This is a genomic window from Citrobacter sp. S39 (assembly GCF_009495675.1).
GTDB lineage: Bacteria > Pseudomonadota > Gammaproteobacteria > Enterobacterales > Enterobacteriaceae > Citrobacter > Citrobacter freundii.
In genome coordinates this window covers 829,989-844,597 of the sequence record NZ_CP045555.1, presented here as the reverse complement: position 1 = coordinate 844,597, position 14,609 = coordinate 829,989, and the positions used below count along the sequence as shown (strand labels likewise).

11 protein-coding genes, 2 rRNA genes and 1 pseudogene are annotated in these 14,609 nt (G+C 50.4%); 9 read left to right on the top strand and 5 right to left on the bottom strand.

All coding sequences use genetic code 11. The annotated features are described in order from the left end of the window. The first annotated feature begins 86 nt into the window (after window positions 1-86). Together GFB57_RS03885 and rrf are read left to right on the top strand one after the other, a co-directional pair. A 23S ribosomal RNA gene (locus GFB57_RS03885) occupies window positions 87-2,993 on the top strand. Window positions 2,994-3,083: 90 nt separating this feature from the next. After that, window positions 3,084-3,199: ribosomal RNA gene (gene rrf, locus GFB57_RS03880) — 5S ribosomal RNA — on the top strand. Window positions 3,200-3,498: 299 nt separating this feature from the next. On the opposite strand, the gene mobB is transcribed toward rrf, so the two are convergent. Together mobB and mobA are read right to left on the bottom strand one after the other, a co-directional pair. Beyond that, window positions 3,499-4,002: a molybdopterin-guanine dinucleotide biosynthesis protein MobB gene (gene mobB / locus GFB57_RS03875; protein WP_003028613.1), complete on the bottom strand. Its 504-nt coding sequence runs from the start codon at window positions 4,000-4,002 to the stop codon at window positions 3,499-3,501. Then, window positions 3,999-4,583 (bottom strand): molybdenum cofactor guanylyltransferase MobA, encoded by a 585-nt coding sequence (gene mobA / locus GFB57_RS03870; protein WP_003028614.1) that lies wholly within the window; start codon window positions 4,581-4,583, stop codon window positions 3,999-4,001. The genes mobB and mobA overlap by 4 nt, the downstream gene beginning before the upstream one ends. A 69-nt stretch (window positions 4,584-4,652) precedes the next feature. Between mobA and GFB57_RS03865 the strand changes: the two genes are divergently transcribed. The 3 genes from GFB57_RS03865 to dsbA all read left to right on the top strand — a co-directional run bounded on the left by GFB57_RS03865 (window position 4,653) and on the right by dsbA (window position 6,625). After that, complete coding sequence (locus GFB57_RS03865; protein ID WP_003028616.1) at window positions 4,653-4,922, top strand: YihD family protein; 270 nt, start codon at window positions 4,653-4,655, stop codon at window positions 4,920-4,922. 76 nt (window positions 4,923-4,998) lie between these two features. Beyond that, a complete protein-coding gene (locus tag GFB57_RS03860; RefSeq protein ID WP_003028618.1) occupies window positions 4,999-5,985 on the top strand; it encodes a serine/threonine protein kinase in 987 nt (328 codons plus the stop codon). A gap of 16 nt (window positions 5,986-6,001) precedes the next feature. Further along, the gene (dsbA, locus tag GFB57_RS03855; RefSeq protein ID WP_003028621.1) at window positions 6,002-6,625 is read left to right on the top strand and encodes a thiol:disulfide interchange protein DsbA; all 624 of its coding nucleotides are present in this window, start codon (window positions 6,002-6,004) and stop codon (window positions 6,623-6,625) included. A 13-nt stretch (window positions 6,626-6,638) separates the two neighbouring features. Here dsbA and GFB57_RS03850 read toward each other — a convergent pair whose 3' ends face one another. Beyond that, window positions 6,639-7,574 carry an acyltransferase gene (locus GFB57_RS03850; RefSeq protein ID WP_003028622.1) on the bottom strand — a complete coding sequence of 312 codons (936 nt, stop codon included), beginning with the start codon at window positions 7,572-7,574 and terminating at the stop codon, window positions 6,639-6,641. Between the two features lie 363 nt (window positions 7,575-7,937). Here GFB57_RS03850 and polA point away from each other — a divergent pair, with 363 nt between their 5' ends. Further along, complete coding sequence (gene polA / locus GFB57_RS03845; RefSeq protein WP_003028623.1) at window positions 7,938-10,724, top strand: DNA polymerase I; 2,787 nt, start codon at window positions 7,938-7,940, stop codon at window positions 10,722-10,724. A gap of 333 nt (window positions 10,725-11,057) precedes the next feature. Here the strand turns inward: polA and yihA are convergent, their stop codons facing one another. After that, window positions 11,058-11,690 carry a ribosome biogenesis GTP-binding protein YihA/YsxC gene (yihA, locus tag GFB57_RS03840; RefSeq protein WP_003028625.1) on the bottom strand — a complete coding sequence of 211 codons (633 nt, stop codon included), beginning with the start codon at window positions 11,688-11,690 and terminating at the stop codon, window positions 11,058-11,060. A gap of 260 nt (window positions 11,691-11,950) precedes the next feature. Between yihA and GFB57_RS03835 the strand changes: the two are divergent. From GFB57_RS03835 to hemN, 3 genes and pseudogenes are all read left to right on the top strand, one after another. Further along, window positions 11,951-12,085 (top strand): annotated as a pseudogene (locus tag GFB57_RS03835) (hypothetical protein). A gap of 168 nt (window positions 12,086-12,253) precedes the next feature. Further along, window positions 12,254-12,763: a Der GTPase-activating protein YihI gene (gene yihI, locus GFB57_RS03830; protein WP_003028627.1), complete on the top strand. Its 510-nt coding sequence runs from the start codon at window positions 12,254-12,256 to the stop codon at window positions 12,761-12,763. Between the two features lie 188 nt (window positions 12,764-12,951). Further along, window positions 12,952-14,325, top strand: a complete 1,374-nt coding sequence (gene hemN / locus GFB57_RS03825; RefSeq protein ID WP_003028629.1) for an oxygen-independent coproporphyrinogen III oxidase — start codon at window positions 12,952-12,954, stop codon at window positions 14,323-14,325. Window positions 14,326-14,414: 89 nt separating this feature from the next. Here the strand turns inward: hemN and GFB57_RS03820 are convergent, their stop codons facing one another. Next, entirely contained in the window at window positions 14,415-14,525 is a 111-nt protein-coding gene (locus tag GFB57_RS03820) for a YshB family small membrane protein (protein ID WP_003028631.1), read from the bottom strand. Window positions 14,526-14,609: the final 84 nt, after the last annotated feature.

The following is a 14,609-nucleotide window of genomic DNA, read 5'->3' as shown; positions in this document are numbered from 1 at the left end:
CGTAATAAGAAATGAAAAGCGGTGTGTTCGAGTCTCTCAAATTTTCGCAACACGATGGTGTTTTACGAAACATCTTCGGGTTGTGAGGTTAAGCGACTAAGCGTACACGGTGGATGCCCTGGCAGTCAGAGGCGATGAAGGACGTGCTAATCTGCGATAAGCGTCGGTAAGGTGATATGAACCGTTATAACCGGCGATTTCCGAATGGGGAAACCCAGTGTGTTTCGACACACTATCATTACGTGAATACATAGCGTAATGAAGCGAACCGGGGGAACTGAAACATCTAAGTACCCCGAGGAAAAGAAATCAACCGAGATTCCCCCAGTAGCGGCGAGCGAACGGGGAGCAGCCCAGAGTCTGAATCAGCTTGTGTGTTAGTGGAACGGTCTGGAAAGTCCGACGGTACAGGGTGATAGTCCCGTACACCAAAATGCACAGGTTGTGAACTCGAAGAGTAGGGCGGGACACGTGGTATCCTGTCTGAATATGGGGGGACCATCCTCCAAGGCTAAATACTCCTGACTGACCGATAGTGAACCAGTACCGTGAGGGAAAGGCGAAAAGAACCCCGGCGAGGGGAGTGAAAAAGAACCTGAAACCGTGTACGTACAAGCAGTGGGAGCCTCTTTATGGGGTGACTGCGTACCTTTTGTATAATGGGTCAGCGACTTATATTCTGTAGCAAGGTTAACCGTATAGGGGAGCCGAAGGGAAACCGAGTCTTAACTGGGCGTTAAGTTGCAGGGTATAGACCCGAAACCCGGTGATCTAGCCATGGGCAGGTTGAAGGTTGGGTAACACTAACTGGAGGACCGAACCGACTAATGTTGAAAAATTAGCGGATGACTTGTGGCTGGGGGTGAAAGGCCAATCAAACCGGGAGATAGCTGGTTCTCCCCGAAAGCTATTTAGGTAGCGCCTCGTGAACTCATCTTCGGGGGTAGAGCACTGTTTCGGCTAGGGGGTCATCCCGACTTACCAACCCGATGCAAACTGCGAATACCGAAGAATGTTATCACGGGAGACACACGGCGGGTGCTAACGTCCGTCGTGAAGAGGGAAACAACCCAGACCGCCAGCTAAGGTCCCAAAGTCATGGTTAAGTGGGAAACGATGTGGGAAGGCACAGACAGCCAGGATGTTGGCTTAGAAGCAGCCATCATTTAAAGAAAGCGTAATAGCTCACTGGTCGAGTCGGCCTGCGCGGAAGATGTAACGGGGCTAAACCATGCACCGAAGCTGCGGCAGCGACACTATGTGTTGTTGGGTAGGGGAGCGTTCTGTAAGCCGTTGAAGGTGTATCGTGAGGTATGCTGGAGGTATCAGAAGTGCGAATGCTGACATAAGTAACGATAATGCGGGTGAAAAACCCGCACGCCGGAAGACCAAGGGTTCCTGTCCAACGTTAATCGGGGCAGGGTGAGTCGACCCCTAAGGCGAGGCCGAAAGGCGTAGTCGATGGGAAACAGGTTAATATTCCTGTACTTGGTGTTACTGCGAAGGGGGGACGGAGAAGGCTATGTTAGCCGGGCGACGGTTGTCCCGGTTTAAGCATGTAGGCGGAGGTTCCAGGTAAATCCGGTACCTTTTTAACGCTGAGGTGTGATGACGAGGCACTACGGTGCTGAAGTAACAAATGCCCTGCTTCCAGGAAAAGCCTCTAAGCATCAGGTAACACGAAATCGTACCCCAAACCGACACAGGTGGTCAGGTAGAGAATACCAAGGCGCTTGAGAGAACTCGGGTGAAGGAACTAGGCAAAATGGTGCCGTAACTTCGGGAGAAGGCACGCTGATATGTAGGTGAAGTGATTTACTCATGGAGCTGAAATCAGTCGAAGATACCAGCTGGCTGCAACTGTTTATTAAAAACACAGCACTGTGCAAACACGAAAGTGGACGTATACGGTGTGACGCCTGCCCGGTGCCGGAAGGTTAATTGATGGGGTTATCCGTAAGGAGAAGCTCTTGATCGAAGCCCCGGTAAACGGCGGCCGTAACTATAACGGTCCTAAGGTAGCGAAATTCCTTGTCGGGTAAGTTCCGACCTGCACGAATGGCGTAATGATGGCCAGGCTGTCTCCACCCGAGACTCAGTGAAATTGAACTCGCTGTGAAGATGCAGTGTACCCGCGGCAAGACGGAAAGACCCCGTGAACCTTTACTATAGCTTGACACTGAACACTGGTCCTTGATGTGTAGGATAGGTGGGAGGCTTTGAAGTGTGGACGCCAGTCTGCATGGAGCCATCCTTGAAATACCACCCTTTAATGGCTGGTGTTCTAACGTGGACCCGTAATCCGGGTTGCGGACAGTGTCTGGTGGGTAGTTTGACTGGGGCGGTCTCCTCCTAAAGAGTAACGGAGGAGCACGAAGGTTAGCTAATCCTGGTCGGACATCAGGAGGTTAGTGCAAAGGCATAAGCTAGCTTGACTGCGAGAGTGACGGCTCGAGCAGGTGCGAAAGCAGGTCTTAGTGATCCGGTGGTTCTGAATGGAAGGGCCATCGCTCAACGGATAAAAGGTACTCCGGGGATAACAGGCTGATACCGCCCAAGAGTTCATATCGACGGCGGTGTTTGGCACCTCGATGTCGGCTCATCACATCCTGGGGCTGAAGTAGGTCCCAAGGGTATGGCTGTTCGCCATTTAAAGTGGTACGCGAGCTGGGTTTAGAACGTCGTGAGACAGTTCGGTCCCTATCTGCCGTGGGCGCTGGAGAATTGAGGGGGGCTGCTCCTAGTACGAGAGGACCGGAGTGGACGCATCACTGGTGTTCGGGTTGTCATGCCAATGGCATTGCCCGGTAGCTAAATGCGGAAGAGATAAGTGCTGAAAGCATCTAAGCACGAAACTTGCCCCGAGATGAGTTCTCCCTGAGACTTTAAGTCTCCTGAAGGAACGTTAAAGACGATGACGTTGATAGGTCGGGTGTGTAAGCGTAGCGATACGTTGAGCTAACCGATACTAATGAACCGTGAGGCTTAACCTTACAACGCCGAAGATGTTTTGGCGAAGAGACGACATTCAGCTTGATACAGATAAGATTAACCGGCGAAAAGCGGGTTAATAACAGAATTTGCCTGGCGGCTGTAGCGCGGTGGTCCCACCTGACCCCATGCCGAACTCAGAAGTGAAACGCCGTAGCGCCGATGGTAGTGTGGGGTCTCCCCATGCGAGAGTAGGGAACTGCCAGGCATCAAATAAAAGCGAAAGGCCCGGTCGAAAGGCCGGGCCTTTTGTTTTATCTGTGGTCTGTCGGTGAGCGCTCTCCTGAGGAGGACAAATCCGCCGGGAGCGGATTTGAACGTTGCGCAGCAACGGCCCGGAGGGTGGCGGGCAGGACGCCCGCCATAAACTGCCAGGCATCAAATAAAGTGAAGAAGCCCATCCTGACGGATGGGCTTTTTTGCGTGTGTGCGGGGTAAAACCGCCGGGCTGAATGTATTGTGCAGGCCTGATAAGCGCAGCGCATCAGGCAGATCACGACACCGCAGTTATCTTCTGGCCCATTGCGTAACAAAATCAGCTACTTGCTGTATGTTGTTGATATCTAACAATGGAACATCCACCGCCAGCGGAACGTCACTGGCAACCGCTATAACATAGTCATCCATCACCAATTCCTCAGGACTATGCCCGCAGCCTTCGCGGAAAAGTAGGATCTTAGCGACAGGTTCATGCTTAAATCCCTCAACCAACACCATATCCAACGTTGAAGCGTCCATCCGGCTTACCAGATACGCTAAATCCAGTTCGGGCTCTTCCGGTGTTTCTACCATTAATGCCCAACGTTGCTGGCTGGCGACCAGAGTTTGTGCTGCACCAGCTTTGCGTAACTCATAGCTATCTTTACCGGGCTTGTCGACATCCATCTTGTGATGAGTATGCTTAATCAATCCGGGACGTATACCTCTGGCACGTAGTTCCGGGATCAACTTTTTGAGCAGCGTGGTTTTTCCCGTGCCGCTCCATGCCGCAATGGCGAGTAATGGGATCATGATTTTTCCTGCCATTTTGCGAGCTCTTCGGGGGTGTTCACGTTTACGAACGCATCTTTATGATCGCTGAAATCGACAGCATGACCGCCTGCCAAACGCATAAAGACCATAACGCGTCGTTCACCGGACTGAAGATAATCCTGCAGTAAAGGCTGCATAGAGCGGTGCATCAGCGCAATGGTTGGGTGATCTCTTTCGCCATCATGCACCCAGACAACCGGTGCTGCTTTGCGCTGCTCTTTTAAACGAGCGACCAGATCGTGAGGAATATAAGGCATATCGCACGGGCAGAACAAAAACCATTCCCCCGTTTGCTGCAGGAATACCGATAGCATCCCGGCCAGTGGGCCAGGGAAATCGGCCAATGAATCGGGAATAACTTTCAGGCCGCTTTGCTGGTATATATCCCTGTGGCGATTGGCATTAACCACCACGGTTTCGACCTGCAAAGCGAGAATGTCGGCCACATGTCGCCAAAGAGGTTTACCGTCCAGCTCAAGCAGACCTTTATCGGTTCCGCCCATCCGTCTGGCCTTACCGCCAGCCAGCACAACCCCTGTTATTGCACTATCCAGAATCACTGATATCGCCTCTTTTAATGTGGGATTGACCCTGCTAACGTATCTGTATTGAGCCTAAGGAGCACAACCATGAAATGTAAACGTCTGAATGAAGTTATTGAACTCCTCCAGCCTGCCTGGCAGAAGGAACCCGATCTTAACCTGATGCAATTTTTACAGAAACTGGCGCAAGAGTCAGGTTTTGACGGCGAACTGGCGGATTTAACTGATGACATTCTGATCTATCACCTGAAAATGCGTGACTCGGCGAAAGATGCGGTCATTCCAGGTATTCAGAAAGATTATGAAGAAGATTTTAAAACTGCACTACTCCGCGCACGTGGCGTAATTAAAGAGTAAAAGCTTGTAATCGCCGCCACCGAAAGCGCTGCGAAATGATATCCTGAATCATTCGTAGTATTTTCCGGATGATGGGATGAACGACAACGCTTTTAATTTCCAGACGCTACACCCGGATACCATCATGGATGCACTGTTTGAGCAGGGGATCCGGGTGGACTCCGGGCTTACCCCGCTTAACAGCTATGAAAACCGTGTCTATCAATTCCAGGACGAAGACCGTCGACGCTTTGTCGTTAAGTTTTATCGCCCTGAACGTTGGTCTGTCGATCAGATCCAGGAAGAGCACCAGTTTGCTCTGGAACTGGTAAGCGATGAAGTCCCGGTAGCTGCTCCGCTGGTATTCAGCGGCCAAACGCTATTAAGCCATCAGGGTTTCCATTATGCGATCTTCCCCAGCGTCGGTGGACGCCAGTTTGAAGCCGACAACATCGATCAGATGGAGGCGGTGGGGCGCTATCTCGGGCGTATGCACCAGACCGGATGCAAGCGTACTTTTGCCTTCCGCCCAACGATCGGCCTTGAAGAATACCTGACTGAGCCACGTAAAGTTTTTGAACACGCACAGCTAATCCCATCAGGGCAAAAAGCGGCCTTCCTGAAAGCAACGGATGCGCTTATCGCGATCGTTACCGAACGCTGGCATACGCGTTTTACCACGTTACGCCTGCACGGTGATTGTCATGCCGGTAATATTCTGTGGCGCGATGGCCCGATGTTTGTCGATTTAGATGATGCCCGCAACGGTCCGGCTATTCAGGATTTATGGATGCTCCTCAATGGCGATAAAGCTGAACAACGTATGCAGCTTGAAACCATTATCGAGGCTTATGAAGAGTTTAGTGAGTTCGACATCTCTGAAATCGGACTGATAGAACCTTTACGCGCTATGCGTTTAGTTTATTATCTTGCCTGGCTAATTCGACGTTGGGCTGACCCTGCATTTCCAAAAAACTTCCCGTGGTTAACCGGGGAAGACTACTGGCATCGTCAGACCGCGACCTTTATTGAGCAGGCAAAAATTCTGCAAGAGCCCCCCTTACAATTAACGCCAATGTATTAACCGGAGAAACTTGAACATGAAAAAAATATGGCTGGCGCTGGCTGGTATGGTCTTAGCTTTTAGCGCATCTGCAGCGCAGTTCCAGGATGGCAAACAATACATCACTCTGGAAAAGCCAGTTGCGGGTGAACCGCAAGTGTTGGAGTTCTTCTCCTTCTACTGCCCGCACTGCTACCAGTTTGAAGAAGTGCTTCACGTATCTGATAATGTGAAGAAAAAGCTGCCGGAAGGCACCAAGATGACCAAATACCACGTCGAGTTTCTCGGGCCTTTGGGTAAAGATCTGACGCAGGCATGGGCGGTTGCAATGGCGCTGGGTGTTGAAGATCAGGTCACCGTTCCGCTGTTTGAAGGCGTTCAGAAAACCCAGACCGTTCAGTCTGTTGCTGATATCCGTAAAGTGTTTGTCGACGCAGGTATTAAAGGCGAAGATTATGATGCGGCATGGAACAGCTTCGTGGTGAAATCACTTGTGGCACAGCAGGAAAAAGCGGCGGCTGATTTACAGCTGCAGGGCGTTCCGGCGATGTTCGTGAATGGCAAATATCAGGTCAACCCGCAGGGCATGGATACCAGCAGCATGGATATCTTCGTACAACAGTATGCGGATACCGTGAAGTACCTGGTTGGTCAGAAATAAAAGCAAAAGCCGGTCACTGACCGGCTTTTTTATTTGAGGCTTTAATCGCGTCGAGCTGCGCGTCTTTCTCACTCCATAGCGTATTTAGCCAGAGCTGAAACCGACGCTTGAATCCCTTATCGTTCACGTAATCACCGTGCAACTCTTCATGAATTGGCTCCAGATTCACCCGCACGACAATCCGCGTTAACTTACCGCTCAGCATGTCGTAGAACGGTCGACTGCTGTTTTCCGGATAGCACAACGTGACGTTCAACATTTTATCGAACTGTGAACCCAGTACATTCAATGCCATTGCAATACCGGCCGCCTTAGGAGGGAGCAGGTTTTGATAGGGCGAGCGGGTTTGCTCACGTTTATCTTTGGTAAAGCGCGAACCTTCGACAAAATTCACAATGGTTGTCGGGTGTACGCGAAATTTCTCGCAGGAACGACGCGTTGTTTCGACATCTTTACCACGGCGTTCCGGATGGCGAAGCAGATAGCCACGTGAATAGCGTTTCATAAATGGCATATCCAGCGCCCAGCAGGCCAGGCCAATAAAGGGTACCCAGGCCAACTGCTGCTTGAGGAAATATTTATTCATCGGGATGTGCTTACGGAACAGAACGCAAAGCACAACGATATCGGCCCAGCTGTAATGATTACAAATGAGCAGATACCAGTTTTTCTTGCTAAGACCTTCCAGTCCTTCAACATCCCACTTTAGCCGTGGATTAAGGTGCAGCAGTAGCGCCAGACCTTCACACCAGCAGTACATCATGAAATTACAGAAGACAGAAACCTTGCGCCAGACGACAGGAATAGGCAAAAGGAGTTTCACAACCCCGGCAAGGATGATCGGCACAGAACAAAAAATCGTGACCAATATGGTCAATACGATACTCAGCAACAGCGTTATCGCAGCGAGTATTCTCGTCATAATTAAATTATTCAAAAGGTTAGCCATAGACAGTGCGCGAAAGAGGCGCAAGGGGCTGATTTTATCAGAAAACGAACCAAATGATGGATCTTCCCTCAATAGAAAAAAGAGGAATATCTATCCACATCAGGATATAAGCTGTAAAAATGGAATAAAATGCTGTGTATTTATTTAATTTATTGAAATACATATAAAAATATTATGAGGCAGTAATTGCCTTGTTATATTTAAAGAGCTGTAAATTATTTATTCACAAAGTTATCCACAGATGTCTTTGCGAGCAAAGCAGAAGATCTACAAAAGTTTTTCGACAAATGCGGCGAAAAACTCATGTTTTCATCCTGTCTGTGGCATCCTTTACCCATAATCTGATAAACAGGCACGGACATTATGGTTCAGATCCCAGAAAACCCACTTATCCTTGTAGATGGCTCATCTTACCTGTATCGCGCATACCACGCGTTCCCACCGCTGACTAACAGCGCAGGAGAACCTACGGGCGCGATGTACGGTGTCCTCAACATGCTGCGTAGCTTGATTTTGCAATATCAGCCGACCCACGCGGCGGTGGTATTCGACGCCAAGGGTAAAACCTTCCGTGATGAGTTATTCGAACACTATAAGTCGCACCGCCCACCCATGCCGGACGATCTGCGTGCGCAGATTGAACCTCTGCATGCGATGGTAAAAGCGATGGGGCTGCCATTGCTGGCGGTTTCTGGCGTGGAGGCGGATGATGTCATCGGTACGCTGGCGCGGGAAGCGGAGAAGGTGGGTCGTCCGGTGCTGATTAGCACTGGTGATAAAGATATGGCTCAGTTGGTGACGCCGAATATCACTCTTATCAACACCATGACCAATACGATCCTCGGCCCGGATGAAGTGGTGAATAAATACGGTGTCCCGCCGGAACTGATCATCGATTTCCTGGCGCTGATGGGGGATTCCTCAGATAACATTCCTGGCGTTCCAGGCGTAGGTGAAAAAACTGCGCAGGCTCTGCTGCAGGGGCTGGGTGGGCTGGATACTCTCTATGCTGAATCAGACAAAATTGCGGGGCTGACTTTCCGTGGTGCGAAAACCATGGCGGGTAAACTTGAGCAGAATAAAGAGGTGGCGTACCTCTCTTATCAATTGGCTACTATCAAAACGGATGTTGAGCTGGAGTTGACCTGCGAGCAGCTGGAAGTCCGTCAACCGGCAGCAGAAGAACTGCTTGGCCTGTTTAAACAGTATGAATTCAAACGTTGGGTTACTGACGTTGAAGCGGGTAAATGGCTACAGGCGAAAGGGACGAAGCCGGCGGCAAAACCGCAAGAAACTATTGTCGTCGATGAAACGCCTGAGGAGCCGGCTACGGTTCTTTCGTATGATAACTATGTGACGATTCTGGACGAAGCGACGCTGGAAGAGTGGATCGCGAAGCTGAAAAAAGCACCTGTCTTTGCCTTCGATACGGAAACTGACAGCCTGGACAATATTTCCGCGAATCTGGTTGGCCTGTCTTTTGCCATTGAACCGGGTGTGGCGGCATATGTTCCTGTTGCCCACGATTACCTGGATGCCCCCGATCAAATAGCTCGCGATCGCGCGCTGGAGCTGCTGAAGCCGCTGCTTGAAGATGAGAATGCGCATAAAGTCGGGCAGAACCTGAAGTACGATCGCGGTATCCTGGCGAACTATGGCATCGAGCTGCGCGGCATCACCTTTGACACCATGCTTGAATCCTACATTCTTAACAGTGTCGCTGGCCGACACGATATGGACAGCCTGTCGGACCGCTGGCTTAAACATAAAACCATCACCTTTGAAGAGATCGCTGGAAAAGGCAAAAACCAGCTGACTTTTAACCAGATAGCATTGGAAGAAGCCGGGCGTTACGCTGCGGAAGACGCCGACGTTACGCTACAGCTGCATCTGAAAATGTGGCCAGAATTACAGCAGCATAAAGGGCCACTGAACGTCTTTGAAAATATCGATATGCCGCTGGTGCCAGTTTTGTCTCGTGTTGAGCGCAACGGTGTGAAAATCGATCCGGCTGTTCTGCACAAGCATTCAGAAGAACTGACGCTGCGTTTGAACGAGCTGGAGCAAAAAGCGCACGAGATCGCCGGAGAAGCGTTTAACCTGTCTTCCACCAAGCAACTGCAAACCATCCTGTTTGAAAAGCAGGGTATTAAGCCGCTGAAGAAAACGCCGGGCGGCGCACCATCAACGTCGGAAGAGGTGCTGGAAGAGTTAGCGCTGGATTATCCGTTGCCGAAAGTTATCCTGGAATATCGTGGGTTAGCCAAACTGAAGTCGACCTATACGGATAAGCTTCCGTTGATGATTAACAAGAAGACCGGGCGCGTGCACACTTCCTATCATCAGGCAGTTACCGCAACGGGTCGCTTGTCTTCAACGGATCCGAACCTGCAAAACATCCCGGTACGTAATGACGAAGGTCGTCGTATTCGTCAGGCGTTCATTGCGCCAGAAGACTACGTGATTGTCTCTGCGGACTACTCACAGATTGAACTGCGTATCATGGCGCACCTTTCACGTGATAAAGGTCTGCTTACCGCGTTTGCCGAAGGGAAAGATATTCACCGCGCAACGGCGGCAGAAGTCTTTGGTTTACCGCTTGATTCTGTGACCAGCGAGCAACGCCGCAGCGCGAAAGCCATCAACTTCGGTTTGATCTACGGGATGAGCGCTTTTGGTCTGGCGCGCCAGTTGAATATTCCGCGTAAAGAAGCACAGAAGTACATGGATCTCTACTTCGAACGCTACCCAGGCGTGTTGGAATATATGGAACGCACCCGCGCGCAGGCGAAAGAGCAGGGTTATGTAGAAACGCTGGAAGGTCGCCGTCTCTATTTACCGGATATTAAATCCAGTAATGGTGCTCGTCGTGCAGGTGCAGAACGCGCGGCAATTAACGCCCCGATGCAGGGTACTGCCGCAGACATTATCAAACGAGCGATGATTGCGGTGGACAGATGGCTGCAAACCGAGCAACCGCGTGTGCGTATGATCATGCAGGTACACGATGAACTGGTGTTTGAAGTGCATAAAGATGACCTCGAAAGCGTCTCTAAAAAGATCCACCAACTGATGGAAAACGAGACCCAGATTGACGTGCCGTTGCTGGTGGAAGTCGGTAGTGGCGAAAACTGGGATCAGGCGCACTAAGGGTTTACTGAATAACGGCTATTTTTCGTAACTAAGCAACATAAGAGAGAACTTTTTGTGATGTCCATTAGAATTCCCTATGTAAGGAATGAAAAAAAATTACAAAAAGTGCTTTCTGAGCTGCTCAAAAAAGAGTAAAGTTATTCTCGTAGGGTACAGAGGTAAGATGTTCTATCTTTCAGACCTTTTACTTCACGTAATCGGATTTGGCTGAATATTTTAGCCGCCCCAGTCAGTAATGACTGGGGCGTTTTTTATTGTGCGAAAGAAAAGTTTTGTACATGCTGTAGGCCGGATAAGACGCGCAGCGGCGCCATCCGGCAATACGGTGGGTTATTCCCCTTCCTGCATCTCTTCAACCGGTGCCAGTTCACTAAACCAGCTATCCAGTTTTTGCCGCAGTTTGTCCACACCCAGCTTTTTCAGCGATGAAAATGCTTCTACTTGCACATCACCGTTAAATGCCAGTACGGCTTCGCGTACCATATTCAGTTGCGCTTTGCGTGCACCGCTGGCCAGCTTATCTGCTTTAGTCAGCAGTACCAGAACCTGAACGTTGCTCTCAACCGCCCACAGGATCATCTGTTGATCGAGATCTTTTAACGGGTGACGAATATCCATCAGTACCACCAGACCTTGCAGACTCTGACGTTTTTCCAGATATTCAGCCAGCGCGCGCTGCCATTTACGCTTCATCTCTTCTGGAACTTCGGCATAACCGTATCCTGGCAAATCGACCAGGCGTTTGCCGTCAACGACTTCAAACAGGTTGATGAGCTGAGTACGACCTGGCGTTTTAGATGTACGCGCCAGACCCTTTTGATTCGTCAGGGTATTTAGCGCACTGGATTTGCCTGCGTTGGAACGGCCAGCAAAAGCCACTTCTATACCAGCGTCGGAAGGTAAGTGGCGAATATCAGGCGCACTCATCACAAAGTGCGTCTGTTGATAATTCAAGTTAGTCAAAGCAGTCCTCTCCATCAATCAGGGCTTTGCAGCGATTATACCTGAACCCCAGCAAAAGGCTGGTTTTTCGACGAGTGGGCTGTGTGAGTAAAAACCCCGCGCTTTGTGAGACATTGCCGACAGTTTCTATACGAGATGACAGAGTAAAAAATGACAGAACTAAAATAAATCATAGAGTTACATTTGGGCGCTATTCTTAAAATCAGAAATTGTTACCCAGGTTACTTGTACGTTTAAACCAAAACGGTAAAGTAGCGTCCATAGCGAGGAAGCTGACAGGATAGACGACTCAGGATGAGGGTCAGGAGCGCCAGGAGGCGAAGACACAGGATTGTCAGGAAGACAAACGTCCGGAGACGTTAGTAAAAGGAAATGGAAACAACACGGAATGTTAGAGGCTAAGGGAAAAACAGGGTGTGTTGATAGCCAATAGGGATTGTAGAGCCCGTAAGGGTTGAGAGTCAGGAAAAAAGGCGACAGATTACTCTGTCGCCTTTTTTCTTTATTTCTGCTAGATTCCGGCGCAATTATATACTGAATAAAACAGCCAAAGACGAATCATGATGAAACCAACTTCTACACCACGCGGTAAAGGTCCTGCAAAAGCGCGTCGTAAAACACGCGAAGAAATTAACCAGGAAGCCCGCGACCGTAAGCGCCAGAAAAAACACCGTGGTCATGCGGCAGGTAGCCGTGCGTCCGGTAGCGAAGGCGCATCTGGTGGCGGAAACCAAAATAAGCAAAAAGATCCTCGTATTGGCAGCAAAACCCCCATTCCATTGGGCGTGACCGAAAAAGTCACCAAACAGCACAAACCGAAGAGTGAGAAACCTATGCTTTCACCACAGGCTGAGTTGGATTTACTGGAAACGGATGAGCGCCTGGATGCGCTGCTGGAGCGTCTTGAAGCAGGAGAGACCCTGAGCGCGGAAGATCAGTCCTGGGTTGATGCTAAGCTGGACCGCATTGATGAGCTGATGCAAAAGCTGGGTCTTTCTTACGATGACGAGGAAGAAGAGGAAGAAGAAGAAAAGCAGGAAGACATGATGCGCCTGCTGAAAGGCGGCAACTAACGGTTTTACACCGTGGGTCTTCCCGTCCTGCTTATAACCCTTCCGGTTATATGTTATCTGGTGTGGTTATTCGTTAAACTACAGCGGTTGTCGCGGCGACAGAAGTGGCTGCGCAACCGACTTATCACCCGTACTGGGGTTAAGTCGGTACGCCGTACCCGCCAGAGACGCCATCGGAAGGAGTGAGCATGTCAGAGCAGTTAATAGACTGGGACCTGGCCCTGATCCAGAAATATAACTATTCCGGGCCACGATATACCTCGTACCCGACCGCGCTGGAGTTTTCTGAAGACTACGGCACTGATGCATTTCTAAAGGCCGTAGCGCGTTATCCTGAGCGTCCTCTCTCGCTGTACGTTCACATCCCGTTCTGCCACAAGCTGTGTTATTTCTGCGGCTGTAACAAGGTCGTGACTCGCCAGCAGCATAAAGCCGATCAATACCTCGATGTCTTAGAACAAGAAATTATTCATCGCGCACCGCTGTTTGCCGGACGTCATGTCAGTCAGCTGCACTGGGGCGGCGGCACGCCAACGTATCTGAATAAAGCGCAAATCAGCCGTTTGATGTCGCTGCTGCGTGGCAACTTTAACTTTAACGACGACGCCGAAATCTCGATCGAAGTGGATCCGCGTGAAATTGAGCTGGATGTGCTCGATCATTTACGCGCTGAAGGTTTTAACCGCCTGAGCATGGGGGTGCAGGACTTCAATAAAGAAGTTCAGCGCCTGGTGAACCGTGAGCAGGATGAGGAGTTTATCTTTGCGCTGCTGAATCATGCGCGTGAGATTGGCTTTACCTCAACGAATATCGATCTGATTTATGGTTTGCCAAAACAGACGCCGGAAAGTTTCGCCTTTACCCTGAAACGCGTTGCTGAGCTGAATCCAGACCGACTGAGCGTCTTCAACTACGCGCACCTGCCGACGCTGTTTGCCGCTCAGCGCAAGATTAAAGACGCCGACCTGCCCAGCGCGCAGCAGAAGCTGGATATCCTGCAGGAAACCATTTCTTCACTGACCGAAACCGGTTATCAGTTCATTGGTATGGATCACTTTGCTCGGCCGGATGATGAGCTGGCGATTGCTCAACGCAAGGGTGTGCTGCATCGTAATTTCCAGGGTTATACCACCCAGGGTGATACCGATCTGCTGGGAATGGGCGTGTCAGCCATTAGTATGATTGGTGACAACTACGCACAGAACCAGAAAGAGCTGAAGCGCTATTATCAGCAGGTAGACGAGCAGGGGAATGCACTGTGGCGCGGAATTGCCCTGACCCGCGATGACTGCATTCGTCGTGATGTTATTAAGCTCCTGATCTGTAACTTCCGCCTCGACTATGCCGCTGTGGAACAGCAATGGGATCTGAACTTCGCTGACTATTTTGCCGAAGACCTGAAACTGCTGGCACCACTGGCGAAAGATGGGCTGGTGGATGTGGATGAGAAGGGGATTCAGGTTACGCCGAAGGGGCGCCTGTTGATCCGTAATATTTGCATGTGCTTTGATGCTTATCTGCGGCAGAAAGCACGCATGCAGCAGTTCTCCCGCGTCATTTAACCGGGTTGCCCGGTGGCGCTACGCTTACCGGGCCTACACGTCGCAATAATCTGTAGGCCGGATAAGCGTTAGCGCCATCCGGCGCGCCTTCAGCTGAACAGCCCAACCAGCGCTGCACACAGCACTGCGGCAACCGCAGTTTGTGGCGTATGGCTTTCGACCGCACCGCTCGACAGCAGATTAATCATTGATTCCAGCATGATGACTTCCCCCGTTTGCCGGGCACGATCATACTTAACTCATCGGAACAGTAAAGCGCAAAATAGCAGCAATTTGCGCTCAAT